The organism is Paenibacillus sp. FSL M7-0134, assembly GCF_038007865.1.
Taxonomy (GTDB): Bacteria; Bacillota; Bacilli; order Paenibacillales; family Paenibacillaceae; genus Paenibacillus; species Paenibacillus polymyxa_B.
The window spans coordinates 125,610-150,273 of the sequence record NZ_JBBOXV010000001.1; the positions used below are offsets into that span (position 1 = coordinate 125,610).

At 45.1% G+C, this 24,664-nt stretch carries 22 protein-coding genes and 2 pseudogenes; 9 read left to right on the forward strand and 15 right to left on the reverse strand.

What is annotated here, in order from left to right; all coding sequences use genetic code 11:
• Positions 1 to 144: 144 nt before the first annotated feature.
• The 5 genes from NSQ58_RS00560 to NSQ58_RS00580 form a co-directional block, all read right to left on the reverse strand.
• Positions 145 to 1,119 (reverse strand): polysaccharide pyruvyl transferase family protein, encoded by a 975-nt coding sequence (locus tag NSQ58_RS00560; RefSeq protein WP_341056717.1) that lies wholly within the window; start codon positions 1,117 to 1,119, stop codon positions 145 to 147.
• Positions 1,094 to 2,473, reverse strand: a complete 1,380-nt coding sequence (locus NSQ58_RS00565) for a lipopolysaccharide biosynthesis protein (RefSeq protein ID WP_023990346.1) — start codon at positions 2,471 to 2,473, stop codon at positions 1,094 to 1,096. The genes NSQ58_RS00560 and NSQ58_RS00565 overlap by 26 nt, the downstream gene beginning before the upstream one ends.
• A gap of 73 nt (positions 2,474 to 2,546) precedes the next feature.
• Entirely contained in the window at positions 2,547 to 3,500 is a 954-nt protein-coding gene (locus tag NSQ58_RS00570; RefSeq protein WP_053326118.1) for a glycosyltransferase family 2 protein, read from the reverse strand.
• Positions 3,501 to 3,541: 41 nt separating this feature from the next.
• Positions 3,542 to 4,483, reverse strand: coding sequence for a glycosyltransferase family 2 protein (locus tag NSQ58_RS00575; RefSeq protein ID WP_023990348.1), 942 nt, complete (start codon positions 4,481 to 4,483; stop codon positions 3,542 to 3,544).
• A 204-nt stretch (positions 4,484 to 4,687) separates the two neighbouring features.
• A complete protein-coding gene (locus NSQ58_RS00580; RefSeq protein WP_028541810.1) occupies positions 4,688 to 5,488 on the reverse strand; it encodes a DUF1836 domain-containing protein in 801 nt (266 codons plus the stop codon).
• 224 nt (positions 5,489 to 5,712) lie between these two features.
• On the opposite strand from NSQ58_RS00580, the gene NSQ58_RS00585 reads away from it, so the two are divergent.
• Complete coding sequence (locus NSQ58_RS00585; RefSeq protein WP_028541809.1) at positions 5,713 to 7,083, forward strand: hemolysin family protein; 1,371 nt, start codon at positions 5,713 to 5,715, stop codon at positions 7,081 to 7,083.
• Positions 7,084 to 7,208: 125 nt separating this feature from the next.
• Positions 7,209 to 8,006, forward strand: a complete 798-nt coding sequence (gene bacA / locus NSQ58_RS00590) for an undecaprenyl-diphosphate phosphatase (protein ID WP_075154762.1) — start codon at positions 7,209 to 7,211, stop codon at positions 8,004 to 8,006.
• A gap of 129 nt (positions 8,007 to 8,135) precedes the next feature.
• Here bacA and NSQ58_RS00595 read toward each other — a convergent pair whose 3' ends face one another.
• The 7 genes from NSQ58_RS00595 to NSQ58_RS00625 all read right to left on the reverse strand — a co-directional run bounded on the left by NSQ58_RS00595 (position 8,136) and on the right by NSQ58_RS00625 (position 14,218).
• Positions 8,136 to 8,462 carry a thioredoxin family protein gene (locus tag NSQ58_RS00595; RefSeq protein ID WP_013312008.1) on the reverse strand — a complete coding sequence of 109 codons (327 nt, stop codon included), beginning with the start codon at positions 8,460 to 8,462 and terminating at the stop codon, positions 8,136 to 8,138.
• A gap of 148 nt (positions 8,463 to 8,610) precedes the next feature.
• Positions 8,611 to 9,522 carry an aldo/keto reductase gene (locus tag NSQ58_RS00600; RefSeq protein ID WP_341056719.1) on the reverse strand — a complete coding sequence of 304 codons (912 nt, stop codon included), beginning with the start codon at positions 9,520 to 9,522 and terminating at the stop codon, positions 8,611 to 8,613.
• 280 nt (positions 9,523 to 9,802) lie between these two features.
• A complete protein-coding gene (locus NSQ58_RS00605; protein ID WP_341056720.1) occupies positions 9,803 to 10,546 on the reverse strand; it encodes an alpha/beta hydrolase in 744 nt (247 codons plus the stop codon).
• Positions 10,547 to 10,579: 33 nt separating this feature from the next.
• Entirely contained in the window at positions 10,580 to 11,560 is a 981-nt protein-coding gene (locus tag NSQ58_RS00610; RefSeq protein WP_023990354.1) for a siderophore ABC transporter substrate-binding protein, read from the reverse strand.
• A gap of 12 nt (positions 11,561 to 11,572) precedes the next feature.
• A complete protein-coding gene (locus tag NSQ58_RS00615; RefSeq protein WP_053326121.1) occupies positions 11,573 to 12,331 on the reverse strand; it encodes an iron ABC transporter ATP-binding protein in 759 nt (252 codons plus the stop codon).
• Positions 12,325 to 13,275, reverse strand: a complete 951-nt coding sequence (locus tag NSQ58_RS00620) for an iron chelate uptake ABC transporter family permease subunit (RefSeq protein WP_028541803.1) — start codon at positions 13,273 to 13,275, stop codon at positions 12,325 to 12,327. Before NSQ58_RS00620 ends, NSQ58_RS00615 begins: the two co-directional genes overlap by 7 nt.
• Positions 13,265 to 14,218 carry an ABC transporter permease gene (locus tag NSQ58_RS00625; protein ID WP_023990357.1) on the reverse strand — a complete coding sequence of 318 codons (954 nt, stop codon included), beginning with the start codon at positions 14,216 to 14,218 and terminating at the stop codon, positions 13,265 to 13,267. The genes NSQ58_RS00620 and NSQ58_RS00625 overlap by 11 nt, the downstream gene beginning before the upstream one ends.
• Positions 14,219 to 14,547: 329 nt before the next feature.
• Here NSQ58_RS00625 and NSQ58_RS00630 point away from each other — a divergent pair, with 329 nt between their 5' ends.
• From NSQ58_RS00630 to NSQ58_RS00645, 4 genes are all read left to right on the forward strand, one after another.
• The gene (locus NSQ58_RS00630; RefSeq protein ID WP_341056723.1) at positions 14,548 to 15,225 is read left to right on the forward strand and encodes a response regulator transcription factor; all 678 of its coding nucleotides are present in this window, start codon (positions 14,548 to 14,550) and stop codon (positions 15,223 to 15,225) included.
• The gene (locus NSQ58_RS00635) at positions 15,222 to 16,139 is read left to right on the forward strand and encodes a sensor histidine kinase (protein ID WP_075155086.1); all 918 of its coding nucleotides are present in this window, start codon (positions 15,222 to 15,224) and stop codon (positions 16,137 to 16,139) included. The genes NSQ58_RS00630 and NSQ58_RS00635 overlap by 4 nt, the downstream gene beginning before the upstream one ends.
• A 108-nt stretch (positions 16,140 to 16,247) precedes the next feature.
• Positions 16,248 to 16,925: an ABC transporter ATP-binding protein gene (locus NSQ58_RS00640; RefSeq protein ID WP_075154767.1), complete on the forward strand. Its 678-nt coding sequence runs from the start codon at positions 16,248 to 16,250 to the stop codon at positions 16,923 to 16,925.
• A complete protein-coding gene (locus tag NSQ58_RS00645) occupies positions 16,922 to 19,462 on the forward strand; it encodes an ABC transporter permease (RefSeq protein ID WP_075154768.1) in 2,541 nt (846 codons plus the stop codon). The genes NSQ58_RS00640 and NSQ58_RS00645 overlap by 4 nt, the downstream gene beginning before the upstream one ends.
• Positions 19,463 to 19,650: 188 nt before the next feature.
• Here NSQ58_RS00645 and NSQ58_RS00650 read toward each other — a convergent pair.
• Both NSQ58_RS00650 and NSQ58_RS00655 read right to left on the reverse strand, forming a co-directional pair.
• A pseudogene (locus tag NSQ58_RS00650) lies at positions 19,651 to 19,966 on the reverse strand (transposase); the annotation flags it as partial.
• Positions 19,967 to 20,256: 290 nt separating this feature from the next.
• Entirely contained in the window at positions 20,257 to 20,724 is a 468-nt protein-coding gene (locus NSQ58_RS00655) for an Lrp/AsnC family transcriptional regulator (RefSeq protein ID WP_341056725.1), read from the reverse strand.
• 172 nt (positions 20,725 to 20,896) lie between these two features.
• Between NSQ58_RS00655 and NSQ58_RS00660 the strand changes: the two genes are divergently transcribed.
• Together NSQ58_RS00660 and NSQ58_RS00665 are read left to right on the forward strand one after the other, a co-directional pair.
• Positions 20,897 to 21,094: a hypothetical protein gene (locus NSQ58_RS00660; RefSeq protein WP_023990363.1), complete on the forward strand. Its 198-nt coding sequence runs from the start codon at positions 20,897 to 20,899 to the stop codon at positions 21,092 to 21,094.
• Complete coding sequence (locus tag NSQ58_RS00665) at positions 21,091 to 22,611, forward strand: MFS transporter (RefSeq protein ID WP_341056726.1); 1,521 nt, start codon at positions 21,091 to 21,093, stop codon at positions 22,609 to 22,611. Before NSQ58_RS00660 ends, NSQ58_RS00665 begins: the two co-directional genes overlap by 4 nt.
• A gap of 231 nt (positions 22,612 to 22,842) precedes the next feature.
• On the opposite strand, the pseudogene NSQ58_RS00670 reads toward NSQ58_RS00665, so the two are convergent.
• Positions 22,843 to 23,373: pseudogene (locus NSQ58_RS00670) on the reverse strand (GNAT family N-acetyltransferase).
• Between the two features lie 250 nt (positions 23,374 to 23,623).
• Here NSQ58_RS00670 and NSQ58_RS00675 point away from each other — a divergent pair.
• Entirely contained in the window at positions 23,624 to 24,598 is a 975-nt protein-coding gene (locus NSQ58_RS00675; protein WP_160789144.1) for a ring-cleaving dioxygenase, read from the forward strand.
• Positions 24,599 to 24,664: the final 66 nt, after the last annotated feature.

Sequence of the window (24,664 nt, forward strand, 5' to 3'; positions counted from 1 at the left end):
TAGCCTTAATAGTTCACAAGCTTAACTCTTAACTATCCTTATTAATTTAACACAAGCAAAAATCTCCTATACCAATGAAATGGTCAGGAGATTTTTTGCCGTTATCATACCTTTGAAATTAATCATACGTATCTTTTCTTACTATTAAGATGGCTGCTCCAACGCACTTGGAGCTTCACTAAACAGCTGCGCCTTTGGATTCGGCTGTGTCCAGGTATTATAATATTGCGAGTTCTTGCCGTAGGAATTGTCAATGACAACGTGCGGCATATCAAGCAGACAGGCCAGAATGTGACCGTGCAGCCGTGAAGTGCGAACCTCGCGGTAAGAGCTGAACAGCGTAACCGCTTTGTTCATGAGATGGTCTGTGTACTTGTACCAGAACGTACGTGTAGGCAACGGTCCACCGATTTTCTTATCCAGTCGATAAAACTTCTGGAAATAGACAATTCCCTTCACTTCCAGCGGAGTGAACAAAGTATCCCAGTCCAGCCGGTGAGCGGCATCTGCCTCGTCATCGAACTTCTTTTGTCCACCCACCGTTTCAATATCAGTCCGCAGGAAATACAATACATCCTTCACTGTTTCCGTAGTCGGCTTCAATGGCCAGAGCTGGTGCGCCATATCAGGGCATAGTGTGATACTGCACTGGTTCAGCTTGTCCTTAGCCCACTGATAAGAGCGTGTATCCCGCACAAACATATGTAGATCCGGATGAGCATTGAACAAGGCAGCGACTTCATTAGCCTTCTGTTCAGATTGAAAGTGGATCGTCTGCGGCATAATTACAATTCGGTGGTTAGGGAAATCGCGAACGATGCGTTCTCGCAAATTTTGGTGATTTGAATAGAGATCGCCGAAGTTGCCGCCGCCGTGGCACACGATAATCCAGTCACCCGGAATTTGAAGCCGATCGGGAATATCCATAGCGCTATAACGGGCACGGACACGGATGCCATTATCCTTGAAGAACGCTTCGGTGCCTTTCATGATGAGTACATCCCCACCGTTATTATAGACGGGATAATCGACATAAATGATATTCGAACCATGGGGGACTACGTCGAGAATGACGCTCAGCTTATTTTTCAGTTTAGCCATGGGATGCAAATTCGGCATCTTTCAGTTCTCCCTTCCTGCGCTTCTTTTGTATAGTCTGAATGACAAATGTAATATCACTTTTATCAAAAATGATCCGTGATAGCGGAACATTGAAAAACATGGGGAACGAGAACAGTGAGAATGCCAACCGTACACAAGCGCCTACAAGCAAAGCAATAGCAATGCCGTCCAGACCAAAGATCGGTGTACAAATAAAAAATAGACCGACGGTGATCGCATAGGCTACAATTTGCCGGAACAATACCAGTCCCGGACGTCCCAGCGCGTTAAAGGCCGAAGCCAGAATCCATGAGCCGCCACCAATGATACATTCCAGTGACAGCAGGTAGAACGTTAGCGATGCTTCCAGAAAAGCGGGGCCGTACAGCAAACCCAGCATGTATCGTCCAATGAAGAGAGCAGGCACAATGACGATTAGCATCGCAGCCATAGAGATGCGAAAAGCACGACCTACTGTTTCGACAATCTTGCTGTGCTCCATCCCCGTCACCTTAGGAAAAGTAACGTTAGTGACGGCATTTTGCACCACATTGAACACACGAGACAAGGCGTAGACGACAGAGTACAGACCGAACGCTTTGGGTGATAGCAGCGCCACAATAACGATTTTGTCCGTTTGTGTGGACAGCGTCCCCATCAGCTCCATCCCGTAAACCCTCGCTCCATAGCTATAATAAGGACGAAGCACTTGGCGGCTGGTAAATGGGCGGAAAGCACGCACATTCATATACTTGCGCAAACGGAGGAACGCCCATACTAGCGCAAGGAAACTCGCGGCAAAATTCACTGCTCCTGCCAGCTGCACATTGAGCAGGCCCATCAGCCACAGTGTCACCAGACCGATGAAATTCAGTAACGGGTAGTAAAACAACAGACCGTTATATACGCTAAATCGATCCAGCCCTTGCGACAATGCTGTCGTCAGCGCTGTAAGCACTGCCAGCGGTATGGCTGCCGCACAATAAAGCTGGGACAGCTGGATGATATCCGCACCATAACCATTCAGCCACAGCGGCATGCATATCCAGGCCACCGCTCCCGCCAACAAGCTGGCAGGCAACTGAATCCAGAGCGACAACGCCAGCAGTTCTTCCGTCGTGCCTGTTTTCTTCTTGATGTTATAAATTAACGACGTTGGTAATCCGAAGCTCAACACACTGCCGATCAACGTAGGCCAGAACAGAACTGCCGCCAGTTCTCCTTTCCCCTCTACTCCGAGCATACGTGCGGTCAGGATGGAAGTCAGGGTCGTGACGATTAGCACAAAAAAATTGTTAAAGCTCGTGCGCATGATCGTTTTGGCGAGACTGTCACCCGTGAATACTTTCCTTGCTGCTGTCCATGTGCTCATGTTACGTCCAACTCCTGTTCCTTATTAAGCCTCTCGTCTCTATGCTCACATTGCGTCTTTTGACGCACCTCCATCAGCCTACCGTTTTTTTGGAATTGCGTTCAGGCAACTGTCCCCCGCCAACAGGCTCCTTTGGACTTGAAAAGATCGCTTTCAACGCTCTTCTATAGCCTTGAATGGCAGTATGATTTTTCTTGGGCTTTTCTCTCAAAATCTGATACAACGTCGTCCAGTATAGTGCTGCATAACCAATCGGCCCAGATCCCTCGTCACGCAGCAAATGAATATGATTCATCACCCGCATATAAGTAACCTGCTCCATATTGTCGCGCGAGGACGGCGATTCGTGATGAAGCAGCGTAAGCGCCGGGTTAATGTATAACGGACCACTTTTCATTGCGATGCGTGAAAGTAATAAATCCTCGCCTACGCTATAGCTTTGCAACCAAGGTACCGGCTCCAGACTACGAATCGCCTCACGGCGAAATGACATATTGCAGCCATGGAAAAACTGGGTTCTAAACGTCTTCTTGGCCTTATGCCAGTTATACATCGAGCCGGACTGACCGCTGAGGGACAACCTCCCTTTGGACAAAGACTGCTGGAATGACAGCAAGCATCGAATCGTTCCCATGAAGCTGTTACTCATTCCCTGTGCAATACCGCCAACACCAGCGGCCTGCGGATAAGCCTCATAGGTACGCATCAACTCATTCAAATAGTTGCTCGGCAGCTCAACGTCATCGTCAAGGAACAAAATGATGTCACCCTGCGCAAGTTCAGCTGTCTTTACACGAGATAACCATAATCCCGGCTGCTCCTTGCGATGATATCGGTAGGTAATTCCCGCTCTGCCCAACTGACGCTCATAACGTTCCAGCACATGCTTCGGCAGTTCTCCGTCGTCAATAATCCATAGCTCGGTTTCACATGCCTCCGGTGCTCCCCCAATGGCAATTGAATTAATGCATCGGGTCAGATCATCAACCCGATTTCGGGTGCACAGAGCAATGGACAAGCTTAACATCATACTCCCCCTTTATCCTGTCAGTGTGTTAAAAAAACAGTTTACTGAACCGCCGGGCCTAAATATTCGTTATATTTTTGCTTGCGCGGGTTCAGAATGAACAACACCCCCTGCTTGTATCCATCTGCGGCATTAAAATTGCGACGCAGCGTTTCTTTGAGCATCAAGTAGGATAAGGTCCATAAAAGGGCTCCATACTGAATCACTCCAGCCTTTTTCAAGGCAAGAAAATAATAGTGGTTAATTGCTGTAGCCTTGGCTACTTTGCCCGCCTTATCGCGCGAGCTTGGAGATTCATGATGAATGATGGTTAAGTCAGGATTGATAACCAATTTGCCGTAACGGCTCGCCAACTGGCACATGTACAAATCGTCAGCCACGGCATAACTGGTCATCCACGGATACGGCTTCATGTCCCGAAGCGCATCCCTCCGAAATGACATATTGCAACCATGGAAAAATTCTGTATCGAAAACCTCAGTCGCTTCGCCCCAACGCAGCAAAGAACCTGCCAGACTACTAGGCGAGAGCTTGCCGAGGGATGAAGACATCTGAAATGTCAAAACGCCCAGCAGCTTTCCTGCCCGGCTCGAATGTAATCCCTTTGCAATCCCTCCAACACCCACAATCGTTTCATCCTGATCATAGGTATCGAGCAAGCGCCGGATATAGAGTTTATCGTCCAGTTCTGCATCATCGTCAAAATACAGCACAATATCATACCGCACAAGGGACAAGGCCTCATAGCGGGATAACCAAACGCCGGGACGACTTTTTTTATAATATTTCAAAACGCTTTGAGGCAATCCGGATACCATGTGACGGTACTGCTCGATCTGTTGGTCGGAAATATCGCCGTCATCAACAATCAGCAGTTCTACAGCCGTATGCTCCAATTGCTGCTGTACTGCAATAGATTGTATACAGCGTGTCAGGTCTTCGATCCGGTTGCGGGTACAAATGATGATGGAGACATCGGACATGCCATTACCTCCTGTGTGTGTATCCAGATGCTTTGGAAGAGATATTCTAAGTTTTTCCAATTGCTGGATTATATATGTTTATTGTATCTTTGACAGCGTTTTAGTGTATATACCTCTTTTGTATACTTTTTCAGTCTCCAAAAGGGTAGACAATCCTCTAAAAAGAGCAAAAAAATAGGATTGGCTTCTAGTGCCAATCCTGATTTACCCCTGGAAGTCCAGAAACAACGTCGCATTCACATACCGACGTGCCATGGACAAAAAATAACTATTTTGCACCGCTACCGCTGCCACCAGCAAAGTATTACGCACTGCTTCACACTGGTTAGGGGTCAAATGCTGTAAACGGCTGATGTATTGATCGGCCGCCTGAACCAGCAGCTCCTCTGTCGCAGCTTCCTGGCGCTGCTGTCCTGTAACGGAATTTCCGTTGTCCTTTGCATAGCCTGCTCCAGCAACATCGAGCAGTTGGTCTCCGTTCGCATCCAGCTCCTCAAACAAAGTTGAATAGGCGGCGTACAAATCGACCGGCTGAATCAGATCGTCCGTATCATCTTCGGGTTGTTGGAACAGGATATGAAATAGCTGACGAATGGATTCAAAATCAAGACATGATTTTAAATCTTCCACAATGAGCAATATAGCTGCCTGGTTGACCGAGTATTTTTTGCCGATCTTCGGAGCGCCGAGAAATTCCTTGAAGTCGCGTTTGACCCAATTTTGCATAGATGCCAGTGAGACATGACTGTATTCGACCAGTTGACCCAGGGAAACGATCTCCTGCAGCGAAAAGGCTGCGCTGTGCTTACCCTTGATGATTTTATCTAGCACAGGTGTCACGTCGGTGTATAAAAATGTCGGCATCGTGCTCCCGGAACGGGCGAGATGGCTATGAGTGCGCCTCCAGGCGTCCTGTAGAACGGCCAAAGGCTGCAATTCGCGGCGACCTTCCATGGCCAGCAGCAAATGGGCCATATCACGACGAGTAAGGGTAAAAGACTCCATCTGCTTTCCTCCCTTTATTACATTTCAAGTTCATTTGAACTCATCATACGCCCTCAAACTAGGCTTGTAAAGTGAAGCAATGAGCCGTGCGGGTTCTATTATGCCTTATTTTCCGTGTAAATTGGAGGTAGGTGACCTGCTATGATTCCATATGAACCTTGTATATTTCCTTTTAAGTTCTTAAAATAAGTTCAAGTGAACTTAAAATGGAGTTCCTTAAAAAATTGAACGAAAAAGGGATGAGTGAAAATTATATGGGTATAGGTGTCAGTCTATTTTTGTTTGCGGTGTTGATTTTATTTAGTGCTTTTTTCGTGGCTACCGAGTTTGCGATTATTAAAATCCGTTCCAGCCGGGTCGATCAGCTGGTCGTGGAGAACCGTAAAAACGCACTGGCGCTACAAAAAGTCGTCAATAATCTGGACGGCTACCTGTCCGCCTGTCAGCTTGGTATTACGATTACAGCGTTGGGACTCGGCTGGCTCGGTGAACCGACCGTAGTCAAATTGCTGGAGCCTCTCTTTCAACAGCTCAACATCAATGGGGATTTTTCACATATCCTGGCCTTTATTATTTCATTCGTCATTGTAACTTACCTGCACGTGGTGATCGGCGAACTGGCTCCCAAAACATTGGCGATCCGCAAAGCGGAAGCTGTCAGTCTGTTAACCTCCCCAGTCATCGTGTGGTTTAATCGGATTATGTATCCGTTTATTTGGCTCCTTAACGGCTCGGCCAATCGTCTGGTTCGTCTGTTTGGTCTTCAACCGGCTAGTGAGCATGAAGAAGCGCACTCTCAGGAAGAAATTCAGATCATTTTGTCCGAAAGCGTGGAAAGTGGTAAGATCAATAACACCGAATATGGCTACGTAAATCGTATCTTTGCTTTTGACGAGACCGTTGCCAAAGAAATTATGGTACCACGTACAGATATGGTATGCTTGTTTACGAATCGCTCGCTACAAGAAAACATGCTGACTATTCACGAAGAGCAGTATACCCGTTTTCCGGTGGCGACAGACAGCAAGGATCAGATCATTGGTATGATTAATACCAAACAGCTATTCCTTGAGTATGATCGCAATCCAGAGCTTGTTTTCGACAGTCTGATTCAACCGATCTTGACCGTTCCGGAAGTTATCCCCGTCAACACACTGCTGAAACGTATGCAGAAGGAGCAGGTTCATATCGCTCTCCTGGTCGATGAATACGGTGGAACCTCCGGCCTCATTACCATTGAGGACATTTTGGAGGAGATTGTTGGCGAAATTCGGGACGAATTTGATAAGGATGAACGGAAGGAAATCGAGAAACTGACGGAGAACAGTTATTTGATGGATGGTAAAGTGATGCTTTCCGATCTGAGTGATCTGACGGGCTTGACATTGGACGATGAAGACGTGGATACTGTCGGAGGGTGGGTGTATAGCCGGGTTCCGGAACCTAGACAGGGCAAGGAATTCATAGAAGAGAATGTGAAATTTATCATTCGTGAAATGGGTAAAAATCGTATTCGTCGGGTGGAGATTATTTTACACCACACATCCCCCGCATCTGAATTGGAAGCAGAATCGGACACTTCTTCCCGGGAGTGAACCGTGTGACCTGAGCGTTTATCTTTGCACTTGACACTTGTGTTCACTCCTACTGAAATGACATATTCCCAGGGCAAACGGCTTAGGTCGTTTGCCCTGCACGCGTGTAAGGAGGAGCTAGTAAAGTGGATATTTTATCTTCTATTATTATGGGAATTATTGAAGGACTGACAGAGTTTTTGCCGGTCTCTTCGACGGGTCACATGATCCTTACGGCTAATCTTCTAGGATTAAACACAGAGAATGATACGGTCAAAACGTTTGAGGTTATCGTACAATTAGGTGCTGTGCTGGCAGTCGTCGTATTATACTGGCGCAGATTCCTGAGCCTGTTTGATTTCAGACGCAAAATCTCGAGTCAGCCACGTCTAAACCTGTTACATATTATTTTAGCCATGATCCCAGCGGGGCTAATTGGCGTACTGTTCCGTGATGTAATTAAGCAATACCTGTTTGGTCCTGAAACGGTTTTATACAGTTTGGTGATCGGGGGCCTGCTCATGATCGCGGCTGAAAAATTTCATCCGCCTATTAGATCACATACGCTGGATGAGATCACGTACAAACAAGCTTTTACGATCGGTTTGTTCCAAGTCCTAGCCCTATGGCCAGGATTCTCCCGTTCAGGCTCAACCATGTCTGGGGGCCTATTCGCACGTGTAAGCCATACGGCAGCCGCGGAATTTACATTCCTCGTATCTGTTCCGGTCATGCTGGGTGCATCGGGTATTGATATGATCAAAAGTATGGATCATCTGTCTATGAGTGATTTCCCAGTGTTCGCGGCCGGCTTTATTACTGCCTTTATCGTCGGGATGCTGGCGATCAAAACATTCCTCGGTCTGCTCAAACGCTTGAGCCTGACTACGTTCGCCATTTACCGCTTCGTGCTGGCGGCTGTGTTCTTTTTCATTATTTTATAAGCCATCGTTTGGTACCAATAAATAGTAAAAGGGATATCCATAGGATCTGAATGATCAGCCTTGGATATCCCTTTTACTATTTTGCTGAAAGGAAAGATAGTCTGGAACTATCCCTATCATGCGTTCTGATTATTGTTTGGATTCCAGCGTAGTCAAATATTCCGAGATTTGAGCTGGCGTTTTAGCGTATTTGCTGTGCAAATGAGCAATTTTTTCGCCATTACGGAACACGAGCAGACTCGGAATGCCGCGCACTTGATTTTCTTCTGCAATCGGCTGGAATTTCTCCGCATCAAGCGCAAAGAAACGCTTATCTGCGTTTTCCTCAATAATGCCGTCCATAAATTTATCCAGTGTCTTGCAATCCGGACACCAGGTTGTATCAAATTTCACGACAGTCAGACCGTCACCATTAATTAAATCCTGATATTGCTGCTGAGATTCGATGCGTTCCATTCGTTGGTCCCTCCTAGAGTGTATTTATAACGTCTCCATATTCACATATGAATTATAAACCGAGGCTTATTCCTATATTGTAATGATTCTTTTATAAATTGCAACTGGGACGGGTACATGTTTGACACTTGTCCTATACTTGCTCGGATTAGCGGTATTGCGCATCATACCGATTGGCTCGGCTGATTTGCTGTAGCGTCTGCCGCTCTTGCCTGGTTAGCGGTGCAATATCCGCAGCAGAAATATTATGCTCCAATTGTCCCAAAGAGCTTGCACCCGGAATAACAGCAGCGACAGTCGGATGAGACAGGCTATAACGGATCGCTGTCTGACCCATACTCCGGTCCGCACCTGCAAATGCCTTTAATTGCTTACGCACGTCCAGCAGCTCTGCTTCATTGTAGTCCAGATATCCCTTGGCTATCTTCCCTTCCCCTTGGTCAGCCAATACACCACTGGCCACTGGCCCACGTGCAATCACGCTAATTCCCCGTTCCTGAAGCAAAGACAGTACCTCTTCCTCTGCACGCCGATCCAGCAAACTATACTGATTCATAACACTAACGATATTCGAGCGTTTGACATATTCACGGATGACATGAGGGCGAATTGAGGAAATACCATAATAACGGATGACTCCCTCCCGCTGCAATTGCTCAAAAGCCTCAATGGTTTCGTCCATCGGATCGTCAATCGTCCCTCCGTGCAACTGATACAGGTCGATGTAGTCCGTTCCAAGGCGGCGTAGGCTCTCTTTAACAGCAGACAGAATATATTTCTTGGATGGGTCCCATCCCCAGCCCTCCTGCCCCGGTAGACGCCGATTGCCAACCTTGGTCGCCAGGATGACCTCCTGCCGTCGTCCACGGATTGCTGCCCCCACAATTTCTTCATTGCGCCCATGCTGGTACAAATCGGCCGTATCCAACAGGTTTACGCCCCTGTCTAGCGCTTCATGAATCAAGTAAACACCTTGCTGCTCATCCGTACCGACCGACATACATCCCAAGCCAATCTCACCTACCAGCAAATCCGATGATCCCAGGCGGTTTTTTTTCATTTATGCTCCCCTCACTTCCAACAACGTATAACTTTAAATTTTTAATATTCCTCTATTGAATCAATTTCATAAATGATTAAACTAACGAAATGTATACCTCATATAGACAAATTAAACCATTTTGATCTATATGTACTCTTTATTAAAGCTACTGAAGGTATTATGAAATTGATTCTATTATACGAAAAAAAATATACAAAAAAAACAATCCCAAAGGCATAGAGACTCCACGCTCTCCAATCCTTTGAGGTTGTTGTATGAAATTCGTATTCCATTCATGCTATCCGAACAGCCATCGGACGGCCTTAGGAAATTGACGCTGAAAACAATCCACACGATGCACCGCATCCTGATCCAACTCAAGGAGCACATCTTTTGCATCCAGTCCCTGTGTCCGCAGCACCTCGTGTGCCTGAAGAGTCAGCGGAACCATATCTTTTTGTACATTCGTCTTCCCTTCACCTTCACGGGTCCCGACAGATATATACAAGCGATGTGTCCCATCCCTCACAGTTGCACAAGATGCAGATTGCATATAATCAATCATACCCGGATACCAATACGAACCTGAGATGGAACCGACGCGTCCGAATACATCCTTATACTTGAATACGGCATACATGGAAATTAATCCGCCCAATGAGGCGCCAATGATCCCCGTATGCTCCGATCCAGTGCGCACTGGATATCTTGCCTCGACGTACGGCATTACTTTTGTAACCACAAACACCAGATAGGCATCTCCGCCACCGCCAAAAGCAGGTCTTCCTTCTACTAAAGCAGCTGCCTTCCAAGGCGTATAATCATCCAGCCGATTTACGGGCTGAATACCTACCAGCACGACACGGGGCAACTCTCCCGTAGAAAAACCTCTTTCCAGCTCATCCAACCCGCTTAGAAATAAAGAGCTGCCATCCTGCACATACAGCACAGGATACAGCTCATTATGACTCACGGAGACGGGAGGTGTATAGACGTGCACAAGGTACCCATCTAATGGAATTTCATCTACATGACCTTTCATCCTACACAGTCCCCCATGATGTGAATGTATTCATTACAGTGCAGCATCCATTTCCTTGATCATTTCAGATACGGATTCCAGACCATTACCTGACAGGTACCAGTAGTTAGGATCAAGGTATACAATATGACCGTTTTTAAATGCATTGGTTTTCTTCACCAGTTCATTCTCAATGGTTTGTTTACCTGTAACCTGTTCCTTGCCTTCCTCGACCACCACAGCCCCACGGTCAACAACAAAAATATAATCCGGATTTTTTTGCTGTACATATTCAAAAGAAACCTTTTGTCCATGCGTGGATACTTTAATACCAGGATCTACAGGGGTTACGCCAAAAGCATCATGAATGATACCGAAACGGGATTGTGAGCCATATGCGCTCAGGCTTCCTTCATTCGTCAGCACGATCAGTCCTTTAGCTTTGCTCGCTACAGCCTTGTCATGTACGGCCTTGATGGAGCTATCAATCGCAGCCAGTTCCTGCTTGGCAACATCCTCTTTGTCGAAGATTTGACCCAATGTTTCAACGTTTTTCTTAAAGGAATTGATATAATCCTTGGTGTCTACAGCCATCGAAATGGTCGGTGCAATTTTACTCAACTCTTTATATGCATCAGCTTGTCTGCCGCCGATGATGATGAGTTCAGGAGACAGATCACTGATTTTCTCGTAATCCGGTTCAAACAGCGTGCCCGCGCTTGCATATTTGGAATCTTTATATTTGCTCAAATACGTAGGAAGATCCTGCTGCGCTACTGCCGCAACGTCAACTCCCAGCTTATCCAACGTATCCAATGAACCAAAATCAAAGACAACGACATTTTTGGGATTAACTTTGACTTGGACAGGGTTTTCATCCAGTGCGTGTTTGACCGAGATGGTTTTGGATTCCGTTGTTGCAGCAGAGGAGCCGTTTCCAGTCGCTTCCGGTGTTGCCGGAGCTGCTTTGCCACAGGCCGACACAATCAGTACCATTGCAAGCATTAGCGTTAAAAACATCATATTTTTCTTCATTTAACATTCCCCCTAAGTGAAATAAACGCAAATTTTATGGTCACCGATCTGTTGAATTGGAATATCCATATCGTACAAATCCTTTAATACCTGACTATCAATCATCTCGTCAGCCGTTCCTTGTTTTAGCAACCTGCCATCCTTCATCCCTACAATATAATCTGAATAGCAGGAGGCGAAATTAATGTCATGCAACACGACCAGAATCGTTTTGCCGAGATCATCCACCAAACCGCGCAACGTCTTCATAATCTGAACCGAATGCTTCATATCCAGATTGTTCAGCGGCTCATCCAGCAGGATGTATTCTGTGTCCTGAGCCAAAATCATGGCAATAAAAGCCCGCTGCCGCTGTCCCCCACTGAGCAAATCAATATGCTTATCTTTCATGTCCTCCAGTCCCATGTAGGCCATAGACTGCTCCACCATTTTGCGATCCTCGCTGTTCAATCTGCCCTTGGAATACGGAAAACGGCCGAAGCTAACCAGCTCCTTCACGGTTAAGCGAATATTGACATCGTTGGTCTGTTTTAAAATAGATATCTTCCGGGCTAGCTCCTCACTTTTTGTCAGGCTCACGGCCTGCCCGTCGATGAAGATTTCTCCCTCATCACTGTTAGTCAGGCGACTGATCATCGACAACAAGGTGCTTTTTCCAGCGCCGTTAGGTCCAATAAAGGAGGTAATGGTACCTTTAGGTACAGTGACGGATACCTGATCCACCACATTTTTATTCCCGTAGCGTTTGGATACGTTTCTGACTTCTACCATGACTTATTCTCCCGCAGCAAAAGATACAGGAAGTACACCCCCCCGATAAAGTTAATAATGACACTGACCGTTGTCGATAAGTCGAATACTCTTTCTGCCAGCAGTTGGCATCCTGCCAACGCAATGACACTGACACAAATAGAGGCCGGAATAATATAACGATGCTGATAGGTTTTCATCACCTGATAAGCCACATTGGCCACAATTAACCCTAGAAACGTAATCGGCCCGACAAGTGCCGTAGATATGGAGATAAGAATCGCTACGATAATTAGCAGCCTTTTGATAATAAAACTATAAGGGAGCCCTAAATTAATCGCATGCTCTCGTCCGAGCGACAGCACGTCCAGATACTTGATGAATCTCCACGCATAAGCAAATACGAGCACAAGAATGAATACAGAAAGCCACAGTAGTTCGGTGTTTACATTACTGAAGCTGGCAAAGCTCTTGTCTTGGATTTTCGCAAATTCGTTCGGGTCAATCAGTACCTCCATAAAGGTAGACAGACTGTTGAATAGTGTGCCGAACACCAGACCGATCAGCAAAAGTACATAAATACCGCGTCCATCTTTGCGGAAAATTAATTTGTATAGCAGTCCTGCGAACAGCACCATCAGCCCTACCGACAGCAAAAAGTTCAATTCTTTGCTGGTCGAAATGAAAGGGACGGAACCAAATGCAAAAATAATCGTCGTCTGAATCAGCATATACAGTGAATCCAGTCCAATAATACCGGGAGTCAAAATCTTATTATTCGTAACCGTCTGGAAAATAACTGTTGCAAAAGCAATGGAGCCACCTGTCAGAATGAAGGCTGCGATCTTTTTCAATCGTCGTGGCAGCGCGTAATGCCAGGTATGTGGAAGATCTATAAACACGAAAGCAGCAATCAACACAAGCGCGGCAGCGGCTAATATTCCGATTTTTAATTTAGGATTCATAAGCCCTTCTCCTCAGCAGCAAATACAAAAACAACGCGCTCCCGATCACACCAACCGTAAGCCCTACAGAAATTTCATACGGATAAATGATCACCCGTCCCAAAATATCGCAAAACAGCACAAAGACGGCGCCCAAGATCGCTGTATGGGCCAGGCTTTTTTTCAGATTATCCCCCATATACATGCTGACCAGATTGGGTACAACCAGCCCCAAAAAGGGAATCGTTCCAACCGTTAAGATGACAACAGAAGAAACCAAAGCCACGATCACCAAACCGACATTGACGGTGCGCTTGTAATGTACACCCAAGTTGGCCGCAAAATCCTCACCCATGCCTGCAATTGTAAAACGATTCGCATATATGTACGCCAACGCAACCAAAGGAATACTAAGATATAGCATCTCGTAGCGACCACTCATGATTAGAGAAAAGTCTCCCTGCATCCACGAAGAAATGCCCTGGATCAGATTGTATTTGTAAGCAAAAAAGGTCGTTACCGAATTTAAAATGCCTCCAAACATCAAACCGACAAGCGGGATAAATACCGGGTCCTTGAAACGGATTTTATCCAGTATTTTCATGAAAATCAGTGTTCCCCCTAGAGCAAATCCGAAAGCCGTCAGCATCTTCGTCCAAAATCCTGCTGCTCCAAACACCATAATAGCCATCAGCACACCCAATCGTGCCGCATCCATCGTCCCTGCAGTGGTGGGAGATACAAATCGGTTCCGGGTAAGCTGCTGCATAATGAGCCCACAGATACTCATACTCGCCCCTGCGATAATGATACTGATCAATCGTGGGAATCTGCTAATCAGGAGTACCTGCGCCTGATCGTTGGTTAAGTGGAACACATCAAGTGGAGTTACATCATGAACACCGATAAAAACCGAGGCGAAGGCCAGTACCAGAAAAGCCAGTATTAAATAACGCAATTTCATGTTCTAACCAAGGGAGCCTGTTCTCCAACAACCTGTACCAAGCTTCGGCCCTGTCCTCCCCTCCAATAATGATAATCATTATCAAAATTAACTAGGATAAATTATATCAGTGATATTGTATCTGTCAAATTTTTTGCAATGAATAAACCATGTCAAAAAAGGTGTTAGCAAAACCTGAATAGTCTGAAGAGCGAATGAGCAAATAAGAGCAATATCCTGTAAAATATAGATGGAAGATTTAGGATTACCCTTTTCTCATTTTTACTGTAAGCAATTCTTGGAATTCGGGATTCATTAACTTGATGAATCAAAAAAATAGGAGGAGAATGATGAATCGCATATTAATCGTCGAGGATGATATTGCCTTGAGTAACGGTATTGTTCTTGCCCTTAAAGAACCTAACAACGTATTTACGCAAACGTATGACATAGCTACTGCAAAAGAACAATTGAACGTTACCGCCTTTGGCCTAGTGATTCTTGATGTAAATTTACCGGATGGAAGTGGACTCGACCTTTTAACCCATATACGTAAAACAAAAGCTTTACCAGTCATTGTTCTGACTGCGAATGATATGGAAACAGATGTCGTCACTGGTTTTGAGCTGGGTGCTGACGATTATATAACCAAGCCTTTCAGTCTTATGGTACTGAGAGCAAGAGTTGGCGTTCAGCTAAAGAAATCCAGATACTCGCTTGCAGACTCCATTCAGCTAGACAATTTTTCTTTTTCATTCGAGAGAATGGAATTTATTAAGAATGGTACACCTATTGAACTAAGTAAAACGGAGCAAAAATTGTTGCGCATCCTAATCAACAATCGAGGAAATACTGTTTCGCGTGATCATTTGATAGACAGCATCTGGACTGACGGGGCTGAATATGTAGGTGAAAATGCCTTGTCAGTTACGATAAAAAGGCTACGTGACAAGCTCGAGGATCATCCTTCTTCCCCACAATATATTAAAACGGTTTACGGGCTGGGCTACACATGGGCGTTGAAATGACAACACTCCTCTATATATGTATTGGAATTGCCGTTGTTGCTGTATGCACCGCTGTGGGTGCTATTATGCTTTATCGCAGGAGCATCCATAAAACAATGAAAACCATTGAGAACATGCTGGATGCCGCGATAAATGGCAGCTTCTCAGAGGATGTCTTTGATGAATCCGTTCTCTCTGCAATAGAAGCTAAATTTGCGAAATTTCTTTCCATTTGTTCCGTGTCCTCCAAAAATCTGCTTGCCGAAAAGAATAAAATAAATGAGCTGATTTCCGATATTTCACACCAAACGAAAACACCGTTGGCCAACATCCTGCTTTATTCCCAACTACTTAGCGAATACGAACTATCACAGGATACCTCCACTTGTGTGAAAGCTCTATCTGCACAGGCCGAAAAGCTTAACTTCCTGATCCATGCATTAGTGAAAACTTCGCGGCTTGAAACGGGGATTATCACGGTATCGCCAAGGCGGGAATCTGTTCAAAAGCTCCTTGGTGCTGCGCTGGAGCAAATGATGCCAAAAGCAGATGCCAAAGGGATTTCAGTTGTTATGGAGGACACAGTTATCCATGCTTATTTTGACCTAAAGTGGACGAGTGAAGCTGTCTATAACATTATGGATAACGCCATAAAATATACAGAGACAGGCGGAAGCATGAATATAAAAGTAATGGCATACGATTTGTTTTGCCGAATTGATATTACCGATAGCGGCATAGGCATTGCAGAAGAAGAACAAGGGAAGATCTTTACCCGCTTCTATCGCTCCCCTACTGTTAACTCGCAGGAGGGCGTCGGGATTGGACTGTTTTTAGCTAGAGAAATCATCGCTGCGGAGGGTGGTTACATCAAGGTACGGTCACACTACGGCCGTGGTTCTACCTTCTCTATTTTTCTTCCTATGGATACTTAATTCTTTCAATACCGTTAGATTTCAGAAAGATTGTAGAAAGATTAGTGTGCTAATGTCTATACTGTAGATGACTACGATCCAGACATTTTTTTGTGGAGGAGAACGTATATGGCTCTATTGAAAACTCAGGCATTAAAGAAGCATTACGGTAATGGAGATACTGCTGTTCATGCCTTAGACGGCGTAAATCTGGAGGTAGAAAGCGGAGAATTTGTCGCTATTGTCGGTACATCCGGGAGCGGCAAATCTACCCTTCTGCATATGCTGGGTGGACTTGATCGTCCAACAAGTGGAGACGTTACGATTGACGGCAAAGATATTTTTACATTGAAGGACGAAGAATTGACTATTTTTCGCAGACGAAAGATTGGGTTCGTTTTTCAAAATTACAACCTGGTACCTGTCTTGAATGTCTACGAAAATATTGTGCTTCCTATTGAACTGGACGGTAAAGAGCCAGACAAAACCCACATAGATAAAATTGTACATACCTTGGGCCTTGACCACAAAATGAATAACCTGCCAAACAATCTTTCCGGTGGACAACAGCAACGTGTAGCTATTGCCAGAGCACTGGCAGCCAAGCCCGCCATTATCTTGGCAGATGAACCCACCGGAAATCTGGACAGTAAAACGAGTCTGGATGTGATGGGATTGATCAAAGTATCCAGCCAGCAGTTCCGCCAAACGATAGTGATGATTACCCACAACGAGGAAATTGCGCAAATGGCAGACCGGATCATCCGTATTGAGGACGGTAAAATTGTCGGCGGTGATGCCAAATGATCAAGGTAAAGAACAAAAAAGTAATCCGCAAGCTGGCAGATAAAAGTTTCAAAGTAAACAAAGCCCGTAACCTCTTTGCTATTGTTGCCATAGCACTAACCTCATTGCTATTTACAACACTGTTCACTATGGGGATTGGCGCTGGGGAAAACTTACAACGGGCGACCATGCGCCAGGTCGGTGGAGATGGACATGCCGTACTTAAATATATAACGGATGACGAATTTAATCATGTCAAGGATCATCCGTTGATCAAGGAAATAGCTTATAACCGTATATTAAGCGATCGAGTTATGAACGATAATTTTCTAAAACGCCATACGGAGTTCTGGTATTACGACGATGTAGGGATGAAGCTTGGTTTTATTGAGCTTAAAGAGGGGCACAAGCCTGCGGCGGAAAATGAAGTAATCGCAGACTCCAAGACGTTGCAGCTATTGGGTGTTCCACTGGAGGTTGGAGCACCTTTGAGACTAAAGCTTGACATACGAGGTAAAGAAGTACAGCGTGATTTTATCCTCTCCGGCTGGTGGAAAAGCGATCCTGTGTTTAACACAGGACAAATATTCGCCTCCAGATCCTATGTCGATGCTCATGCAAAGGAATTACAAAGCACCTATAAAAAAGATCATTTCTATACAGGAACCATTAGTGCATATATGATGTTCGACAATAGCCTTGATTTGCGGGGAAAGCTCAGTAAAGTGATTACCGAAAGCGGGTATTCGCTTGACGAAGATGCACCGAACTATATCGCGAATAATGTAAATTGGTCATACATCTCGACCAATTTTAGTATGGATGCGGGAACAATCATGGCACTTACTTCTGCCCTGATACTGATCGTATTTACCGGCTATTTGATCATCTATAACATTTTTCAAATATCGGTGATGCGAGATATTCGTTTTTATGGTCTTTTAAAGACGATCGGCACAAGCGGCAAGCAGATCCGCCGGATCATTCGCAGACAGGCGTTAGTTCTTTCAGTGATAGGAATCCCGTTTGGATTAATAGCAGGTTTTTTTGTCGGTAAAGCACTTATACCACTTCTTATGAACAACACTACCTTTGCTGGCACCGAGATATCGGTATCTCCCAACCCATGGATTTTTATAGGATCGGCTTTGTTCGCGCTCATTACCGTAATGATCAGCACTTTCAAGCCAGGCAGGATTGCGGCAGCTGTTTCGCCGGTTGAGGCAGTAAGATACACAGACGGAAATACCAAGGGCAGCCGTAAGCTGAAAAAATCCACCAAAGGCGCAAAAATGATCCACATGGCTCGCTCCAACTTGGGGCGCAATACAAAGCGTACCGTGTTGGTAGTCATCAGTCTTTCGTTGAGCCTTGTACTTCTTAACACGGCCTTCACCCTGTCTAAGAGCATTGATATGGATAAGTTTGTATCCAATTTCAATGACACCGACTTTCTCATTGCTCATGCTGAATATTTCCATAGCCCCTTTTTTAAAGGCCCTGAAAATGAGACCTCCGAGAGTTTTATTCAGGCTGTACAGACACAGCCCGGCTTTGAAGAGGGCGGTCGCTTGTACGGCGGCAAATTAGTGCTTACTGTCGAGAATGGAAAAGACACCCATGAGGACGATGTGACTGACTCTCGCGGCAACTTCATGGCGACAGTATATGGGCTGGAAGATTTACCATTGCACCGTTTGCAATTGCTAGACGGTGAGCTTGATTTTGAGAAGCTGGCTTCCGGTAAGTATATATTGGAAGGGGTAGATTTAGATGACCATAACATCCCCCATATGGAAGAAGCTCTTTATAAGGTGGGTGAAAAGGTCACGCTTCACAGTTATATGGGAGCAGCAGAAGCTCCGCTGGATAAAGAGTATACTACGCATGCATTCACAGTGCTTGGTCATGTTGCAATTAAATATATGACCAATTCTGATCGCCTTTCAGATAAGTATAATTTTTATCTTCCAGCGAATATTTACAAGCCGCTTGCGGAGCAACCTGCTGTGATGAGCTATGCCTTTAATGTATCCCCTGATCAGGAAGAGGCCATGGAGGTTTTTTTAAAAAGTTACACCGAAACTACAGAGCCAGTAATGAACTACACATCCAAATTTACTTCAATGAATGAGTTTTCCGGTATGCAAAACACCATCATGATGATCGGCGGCACGCTTAGTCTGATTATCGGCCTAATTGGTATCCTCAACTTTGTAAACGCAATTCTGACGAGTATATTGACACGGCGTCAGGAGTTTGCCATGCTGCAAAGTATCGGCATGACCAAAAAGCAATTGCGGGGTATGCTGATCTATGAAGGGCTATATTATGTTCTCGGCACCGCCCTATTCTCCATTTTATTAGGGATCATATTTTCTATTTCAATTGTGAAACCCCTAAGCAGTATGATGTGGTTTTTGAGCTATCACTTTATAATCTGGCCACTTCTAGTCTTATTACCTTTACTGTTATTGCTTGGGATACTTATTCCAGTAGCGGTCTATTCTATGAACGACAAACAAAGTATTGTGGAACGACTTCGAGAATCAGAGTAGATTTACCGAGAAAGTCCATAATACCAGTGTGAATAATAAAAGATGACTCCTGATCAATTCGAGGCCACCGAAAAACCAGCCTTTCGTGAAAAAAACAAGAACACGAATCAAAAAGACGACGGTTTATTCTGAATTCACAGAATGAACCGTCGTCTTTTCTCTTGCTCTCCGCCTCATGTGGCCCTTGCTTACTCCATCAGTTTCAATATTCGTTTTAAATTGACAGTGAATATCGCCATAGCCCCCTGGATTTCCATACCTATCAGACCCGAGGAGGACGCTACATCGTACCCGTGTCTGTGCTTCAGTTCACTATTCTTCGCCTCAATTTTGTATCGTTCTTTGGCCTTGGCTTTAAAGCTTTCGCTTTCTTGAAACGTAACTTCTTCAAATGCTCATGGCTTTTTATACTTTTTTGACTTCACGCGCTCTGCGGATCGCCAGATGTCCAGCTTTGCATACGTACATTCCCGCATCTTTGTTAAACTCGAACTCGTCTTGTCGTGACAATAGGTTTCGTTCAGTTCCTCATAAATAAAGCTAAAGTCCACCAATTCGTCCATTCTTTCGTAACAGATGGTCTTTGGGAATCAACAGATTGTATAGTTCAATATATGGACTTAGGACCATGCTTTGCTGTTTCGGAAGCACCGGAACCACCCGCCTTTATTTGGATATTTTAATTATACCGAAAAAGCGAGACAGTAACCTCTGTTATGGAGGAACTGTCTCGCTTTAGAGTTTAGGACTTTTTCAGTGGCCTCGGGATATCCGGGGTTGTCTTTTTTTCATCCTTAATCTTTTTCTGAATGAGCAGCTCCACTTGCTTCTTCCAGAGAATGAATGAGAAGTCTATGATCGATCGGTGACGACATGACAAGCAGGCTCGTGTAGGTTCCATACTTATCGCACTGGTTGCTAAACTCTTCGAGGGTGCGCGTCGAGCTGGTCACTACTTTTAATAAATAACTGTGTTCTCCGCTTATACGATGGCACTCGGCAACATGTGGAGATGTATGAACAAAATCAAGAAATGCATGGCAATCTCTAGTCCGAAACAATATATAGGCTGCCGTATCCTTTCCTATTTTTTCAGGAGAGATGATAGTGCGATACCCCTTGATAATCCCTTTTTCTTCCATTCTTTTAACTCGTTCTGTTACAGCAGGTTGGGATAAACCCACGCATTTCCCTAGCTCTGTCATTGAAATTCTCGCCTGACTTTGAAGATAAAAGAGGATTTGTTTGTCTACAGGATCCACTTTGAATTCCCTCCTTTAAATTTAACGTTTTTATGAGAAATTCATTTAATTACTTTGTATAATTATCATAATGGATTGATTGCGTTATGTAAAATGAATGATTTAGATTATATAATAAAACTCATATCGATAAGGTGAACCAAACATGAAAAGATAGAGAGGATGGCTGCCCTTGAGCAAATACGTTTTTAATAAGGTAGGAACAGTAGCAGATTTAGAAGTACATATTGAAGAGGCTATTGATCGTACAATTGTCGAAAAAAGGCTGGTTGGTGCTGGTATACGAGTTACGCTTAATGAGGCGCAATATTATAGTTGCGCTGCCGGATGTCCAGACCGTGAACAAAAGTCTGGAGGGACCTCTCAGTGAGCCTCTCCCTCTCCCGCAAAAATATAATTGCATTGGCTGCTATATGTTTGTCCGCATTGATGTTCGGCCTCGAAATTTCCAGTGTGCCAGTGATACTGCCAATTCTGGAGAAAGTATTGCATGGCGATCTTAAGGATATGCAGTGGATTATGAACGCTTATACCATTGCATGTGCCACAGTTCTGATGGCTGTTGGAACGCTGGCTGACCGGTATGGAAGGAGGCGTATTTTTATTATCAGCCTCGTCTTGTTCGGTGTTACATCCTTGATTTGTGGCTTGGCGCAAAGCACATCGGTTCTGATCATCAGTCGGTTTCTTCAAGGGGTGGGTGCTGGTGCGATGCAGATTTGCCAGATAGCAATTCTTTCACATCGGTTTCAGGAAGGACAAGAACGCAGCAAAGCCTTTGGCATATGGGGGATTGTGTTCGGTATCGGCCTCGGTTTTGGACCTATCATCGGCGGCATAATCGTGGCCGTGTTGAACTGGCATTGGGTTTTCCTGGTCCACGTTCCGTTGACCATCCTCACTTTGATTCTTGTTTTTGGTGGCATAGAGGAGTCCAGAGATCCGCAGGTGAAAAAGCTGGACATTATCGGCATCGTCACGCTTTCATTGACAGTTTTTGGCCTTGCATACTTTATCACGCAAGGGCCGGAACTCGGCTTTACCAGCAGAGCATCCATCAGCATCCTTGTTGCAGTAGCAATAAGTTTCATTATTTTTCTATTTGCGGAAAAGCTCAGCGCCCATCCGATGTTTGACTTTTCCGTATTCAAGATACGTAATTTCTCCGGCGCTCTCCTTGGCTCCATCGGCATGAACTTCAGTTTCTGGCCGTTCATGATCTATCTGCCGATCTATTTCCAGAGTGGCCTGGGTTACGACATCGTAGCCGCCGGGCTGTCTCTCTTGGCTTATGCGCTGCCCACCTTGGTAATTCCACCTCTGGCAGAGCGTTTTTCGCTCCGCTACCAGCCGCGCATAGTCATTCCATCAGGTCTGTTCATCCTCGGTATGGGCTTCATTTTGATGAAATATGGCAGCGGCAGCGATCACGCCAGTTGGTTGACCATGCTCCCTGGCTCCTTGTTGGCTGGTATTGGGCTTGGCTTAACGAACACGCCTGTGACCAACACGACCACTGGCTCTGTTCCAAGTGCCCGTGCAGGCATGGCTTCCGGTATAGATATGAGTGCTAGATTGATCAGTCTAGCCATCAATATCGCTGTGATGGGATTCATCTTGCAGGCAGGTATTTTGTCTTATTTGAAGAGTGCCCTTTCCGGGACTCTCAGTGCAGTGCAATTGCGGTCTGTAGCCGAAAAAGTAGCCGCCGGAAATACTGTATCTCTCAGGCAGAGTTTGCCAGAACTCTCCTCTCTGGATGCGTCTGGAGCCGTCGTCCATGCGGCGCTTATGCACGGCTTTGGCTTGATAATGCTCTACGGCGGTATTGGTGTCTGGGTTCTAGCCGCTATCAGTTTTATGATTTTTGGACCTAAGAGAGCATAAAGACAATCCCGGGGATATCGAGGTACTGAAAAAGTCCCCCATTGTTGAGAGTAAGAGAATATCCAAAGAAAAACGAGCCTCTAGAATCGCTTCTAAGGCTCGTTTCGCGTTGAGGGAGACATATTTGTACCCCTAAAATCTTTGTATTTTCGGAAATCAACAGTTTTTCAGTGGCCTCGATCAATTCAGAGGTCATCTTTTTATGCTTAGAAAGGTACTTTGTATGAACAACTACAGTTCCCACTCTTCCCGTAAAAGCCCCATTCGGATCGAATCATAATACTCTCCATTATAATATCTGCACTTTCGAAGCCTGGCTTCTAGGGTCATGCCCAGCTTCTCCCCCACCTTCATCATCCGATGGTTTCCTGACCAGGTTGTAAAACCTACTCTTACTAAAGGCAATGTATTAAACAAATGCGTGATCCACAGTCGAAGCGCCCTCGTACCATACCCACCGCTCCAATACCCCGAATCATAGATAGCTATTCCCATTTCAAGCCATTGCGAAGGCTGATGCTCCCAATAATAGCTCACTGATCCAATGACCTTGCCTTCCACTTCAATGATCCAAAAGTCATCTTGTCCAATTCGTTTTTCCTTCTCTTTTAAATAATCATCAAAAGAAAGTGGCTTATGTTCATAGTAGGGTGCATCCCACTACTTCCATTCCGGTGCTTCTTCCTTGTAAGTTAGCTTCCAAAGGGCATGTAGGTCTTCTTCTCTAACAGGCCTAATCGTTAAATCCTTATCCGTATACATCGAGTACACTCCTTTAATAATAAAATTCATTCTATCTACTTTGGGTTATATTGAGCTTTATTGTATCTGCTTTTGCATTATTTCGAATTTCTAGTTTTGTCCGTCTTCCAAGCAAGATCGTAATTTAAGTTGACAAACAATCAAAAATAATATATCTTAATATAAAGATAATAAATATAAAGAAAAGTTTTTCGACTGTTTATTTTGTTTAGAAAAACCTAATCATATAAAAACCAAGGAGGATAATGACATGAAACTATTAGGATTGCATCACGTTTCGGCGATTACAGCGGCGGCGGCTAAAAATGTTGATTTTTATACTCAGGTATTGGGACTTCGGTTGATCAAGAAAACGGTGAACCAGGACGATGTTAGTGTGTATCACCTTTTTTACGGAGATGAGCGTGGAACTGCGGGTACGGAAGTCACATTCTTTGAAATTCCACATGCTGGACAAACTCGTACAGGGAATAACAGCATTTCAGCGCTCTCCCTACGGGTACCGAATGACAAGGCACTGGATTACTGGAAAAACCGCTTCGAGCAGCTGGATGTAAAGCATGGTGAAATTACGGATCAAGCAGGACGCTTGGCGCTTTCGTTTGAGGATTTTGAAGGACAACGCTTCTTCCTCGTTTCAGATGAACATGATAACGGAATGCGCGGCGGCACGCCTTGGGAGAAAAGCCCTGTCCCTGCCGAGTACGGCATTGTAGGACTTGGGCCGGTTCATCTGACCATTCCTAAAGCGGAGAATACCATTCTCATTCTTGAACAGGTTATGGGCTTCCGCAAAAAAGGCTCTTACCCTTCCCCCGTTGCCGGACAACCGGATGTGGTCATCTATGAAACGGGTGAAGGCGGTACAGGAACTGAAGTGCATCTGGAAGAGCGTAACGATCTGCCACAAGAACGACCAGGACGTGGCAGTGTGCATCACGTAGCCTTCCGTGTTGAAACTGAGGAAGAGCTCAAACAGTGGGTAGACCGTATTGGGCAGCTGCAAATTTCCAACTCAGGCTTTGTAGATCGCTTTTACTTCCGTTCATTGTATTTCCGTGAGCCGAACGGCATTCTGTTTGAATTGGCAACCGATGGGCCCGGCTTTGATACGGATGAAGAACTGGAGTTTCTGGGTGAATCGCTGGCGTTACCGCCATTTTTGGAATCGCGCCGTGCCTCTATTGAAGCCAATCTCAAACCGCTTAACACCAAACATGAATAGAGTTATATTTGCTCTAAAATCACGCAAAGCCGGGACTTCTACATCATGTAAGAGGTTCCCGGCTTT